Origin of the sequence: Acetobacter sp. (assembly GCF_047721705.1) — a bacterium.
GTDB lineage: Bacteria > Pseudomonadota > Alphaproteobacteria > Acetobacterales > Acetobacteraceae > Acetobacter.
This window is the reverse complement of the sequence record NZ_JBDNXK010000169.1, coordinates 1-3,149: the sequence shown is the minus strand read 5'-3', so window position 1 is coordinate 3,149 and position 3,149 is coordinate 1. Positions and strand designations below refer to the sequence as shown.

The window sequence follows — 3,149 nt, the reverse complement described above, 5'->3', positions numbered from 1 at the left end:
GGGGGCAAACGGAATGTCTGCTTCCGGACAAAAGATGCAGAAAGCCGCCAGTTAATTCCACAGTTTCCAAGACGCCCCTAACAGATTTCGTCTCCACCCGAAGCCAGAAAAGCGCGGATCCAAAAAATCTGACAATCTGTTCATCCTAGTTTACTCACGAAATGTCTGAGATGATCTGCAATGAAACTGGCTATAAAATAATAACTGTGATCGTAATCAGGACGAAGATTCAGGATGAGTTCCTGCCCTGCATTCTGTGCGGCTTCCTGGAACAGTTCTGGTCTGAGCTGTTCTTTCAGAAACTGGTCCGCCAGACCCTGATCTATCAGAACAGGCAGTCTTTCCTTCGCTGTCCGCACAAGTTCAAGCGGGTCATAGGCTGCCCAACTGGCACGATCCGGACCCAGATAAGCACTGAATGCTTTTTCACCCCATGGTACCTGCGTTGGCGCCACAATGGGTGAAAAGGCTGACACAGAACGATAGCGGCCAGGATTACGCAGCGCGATCATGATGGCGCCAAATCCACCCATCGAATGTCCCGCAATGCCTCGCTGCTGCGTAACCGGAAAGCTCGCCTCAATCAGCGCAGGAAGTTCCGTGACGACGTAATCATACATCCGATAATGCGCAGCCCACGGCTCCTGCGTCGCATTGAGGTAAAATCCGGCACCCTGTCCAAGATCGTACGCATCGTCATCAGCCACACCCACGCCCCGTGGACTGGTATCCGACGCGACAATGGCGATGCCCAGTTCTGCGGCCACGCGTTGCGCGCCAGCCTTGCCAATGAAATTCTGCTCCGTACATGTCAGACCGGAGAGCCAGTAAAGAACGGGAACCTTTTCAGTTTTTGCCTGCGGCGGCAGGTAGATCGCGAAGTTTGATTCCACACCCAACGACACGGACTTGTGTCGCCAGACTTCCTGCACCCCCCCAAAAGAGGCGTGTGTTTCCTTGCGTTCCATGGCTCTCACTGCCTTTTGCGCATGTCAGTTACCGTCCGTGAAGGTATAACTGCAGATCTTGTTCCCTGCCGGATCCCGGAGATAGGCAGCGTAAGCGCCCGGTAAGTGGCTTCGCGGGCCGGGTGCGCCTTCATCGGTTCCCCCATTGGCAAGACCTGCGGCATGAAAAGCCTCCACTTCGGCGGGTGTCGCTGCTGCAAAACCGATGGTGACACCGTTGCTTGAGGGCGCTTCACCGTTGCCTGGACGTGCAATGATGAAGGCTGGCTTTTCGCGGCCATACAGAATCCACCCATGCCCGAACGGCCCCAGGTTTTTTATGCCCAGAGCCGCAAGCGCGGCGTCATAGAATTTCGCGGATACCGCAGTATCCACTGCCCCAAGAAAAACGTGAGAGAAAACACCGTCACCGGAAATAACTGCCATGATCGTTCTCCTGTAATTTCCAACCATTGGAAATGATGTTGCGCGGTGAGACGCAGACCTTAGAAATGAATGACGGAACGGATGGATTTTCCTTCATGCATCAGATCGAAGGCCGTATTGATGTCTTCGAGCGGCATGGTGTGGGTTACGAAAGGCGCAAGTTCGATATCGCCACGCATGGCATCTTCGACCATGCCGGGAAGCTGGCTGCGTCCCTTGACCCCACCGAAAGCCGAGCCGCGCCACGAACGCCCCGTCACAAGCTGGAAGGGACGGGTCGAAATTTCCTGACCGGCCCCTGCCACCCCGATGACGATCGACTGCCCCCACCCACGATGCGCGGCTTCTAACGCCGCGCGCATGACGTTGACGTTTCCGATACATTCAAATGTATGATCAATACCCCAGCCGGTCATTTCCACAAGAACCTGCTGAATCGGTTTGTCATAATCCTTGGGGTTGAGGAATTCCGTGGCGCCGAATGCTTTGGCAAGTTCAAACTTTTCCGGGTTGGTATCAATAGCGAAAATCCGGCCAGCCTTTGCCTGTCGCGCTCCCTGAATGACCGCCAGACCGATCCCGCCCAGACCGAAGACGGCAACCGTATCTCCCGGCTGCACCTTGGCCGTGTTGTGTACCGCACCAATCCCTGTGGTGACGCCACATCCCAACAGACAGACATGCCCTGGATTGGATGCGGGATTGATTTTTGCCAGAGAAACCTCGGCGACAACCGTGTATTCGCTGAACGTCGAACACCCCATGTAATGATGGATCGGCTGACCTTTGTAGGAGAAGCGTGTCGTGCCATCCGGCATCACACCTTTACCCTGTGTGGCGCGCACTGAAATGCAGAGATTGGTTTTTCCCGACTTACAGAACAGACATTCACCGCATTCCGCCGTGTAAAGCGGAATGACATGGTCGCCGGGGGCAACGCTGGTTACGCCTTCTCCGACCTCGATGACAATTCCCGCGCCTTCGTGACCCAAAACGGCTGGGAACAGTCCCTCGGGATCATCCCCTGACAGGGTAAACGCATCAGTGTGGCACACACCCGTATGCGTGATCTGCACGAGCACCTCACCAGCACGAGGAGGCGCTACATCGATCTCGACAATCTCAAGGGGCTTACCCGCCTCGAAAGCAACTGCGGCCCGTGATTTCATGATTTTTTCTCCAAATAACCTATCAGCCAGCATCGAGGGCATTACCGGAGATAGGATCGAACGAGTGACACCACATTCTCGATCGAACCACTGGCAGCATCACGATCACCGGCACACTCAACAAATTCTTCCCGCAGATGGCTTTCGAGGACACCGGCCATTAATCCGTTGATCGCTCCCCGGATAGCCGCCACCTGTTGCAGCACCGGACCGCAATCAGTTCCCTTCTCCAGAGCCTGTTCCAGCGCATCAAGTTGCCCGCGAATACGGCGCACGCGGGTCAGAACGCGCTTTTTCTCAGCTGGTGTGTGCGGCACGAAACGTTTACTCCGAATATACTGCCCTTGAGTATCCTTTCATACTATGGGGCAGTATGACAAGGATATAAGGATGTGCTTGTCATATGATCCGATCAAAAGTCCGTATCGCCGAAATTTTCACCGTAACGTCCATTGGGGGACTGCCTGTGTCTTGGAATCATTCAATAGGTGTAATCAGTGAAATCCAGACAAGCTCTACAACGAGGCTTTGAAGCGCTGATGTCCGCTATTTGACAAATAATCTTGTGGTCCAAACGACCGAGATG

General features: G+C 54.4%; 4 protein-coding genes. All 4 read right to left on the bottom strand.

Features of this window, described 5'->3' with window-relative positions:
- Window positions 1–140: 140 nt before the first annotated feature.
- The 4 genes from fghA to frmR are packed head-to-tail and all read right to left on the bottom strand — an operon-like array spanning window position 141 to window position 2,880.
- The gene (gene fghA, locus ABF824_RS16130) at window positions 141–968 is read right to left on the bottom strand and encodes an S-formylglutathione hydrolase (RefSeq protein WP_075624153.1); all 828 of its coding nucleotides are present in this window, start codon (window positions 966–968) and stop codon (window positions 141–143) included.
- 24 nt (window positions 969–992) lie between these two features.
- Window positions 993–1,394, bottom strand: coding sequence for a VOC family protein (locus tag ABF824_RS16125; protein WP_003618982.1), 402 nt, complete (start codon window positions 1,392–1,394; stop codon window positions 993–995).
- A gap of 59 nt (window positions 1,395–1,453) precedes the next feature.
- The gene (locus ABF824_RS16120; protein ID WP_003618980.1) at window positions 1,454–2,563 is read right to left on the bottom strand and encodes an S-(hydroxymethyl)glutathione dehydrogenase/class III alcohol dehydrogenase; all 1,110 of its coding nucleotides are present in this window, start codon (window positions 2,561–2,563) and stop codon (window positions 1,454–1,456) included.
- Window positions 2,564–2,604: 41 nt separating this feature from the next.
- Window positions 2,605–2,880, bottom strand: a complete 276-nt coding sequence (frmR, locus tag ABF824_RS16115; RefSeq protein ID WP_025829448.1) for a formaldehyde-responsive transcriptional repressor FrmR — start codon at window positions 2,878–2,880, stop codon at window positions 2,605–2,607.
- Window positions 2,881–3,149 lie beyond the last annotated feature (269 nt).

Bases quoted from the DNA above. Each gene is read 5' to 3' on its own strand.
- ABF824_RS16120 (WP_003618980.1), bottom strand. From the start codon at position 2,563: ATGAAATCACGGGCCGCAGTTGCTTTCGAGGCGGGTAAGCCCCTTGAG.
- ABF824_RS16125 (WP_003618982.1), bottom strand. From the start codon at position 1,394: ATGGCAGTTATTTCCGGTGACGGTGTTTTCTCTCACGTTTTTCTTGGG.
- fghA (WP_075624153.1), bottom strand. From the start codon at position 968: ATGGAACGCAAGGAAACACACGCCTCTTTTGGGGGGGTGCAGGAAGTC.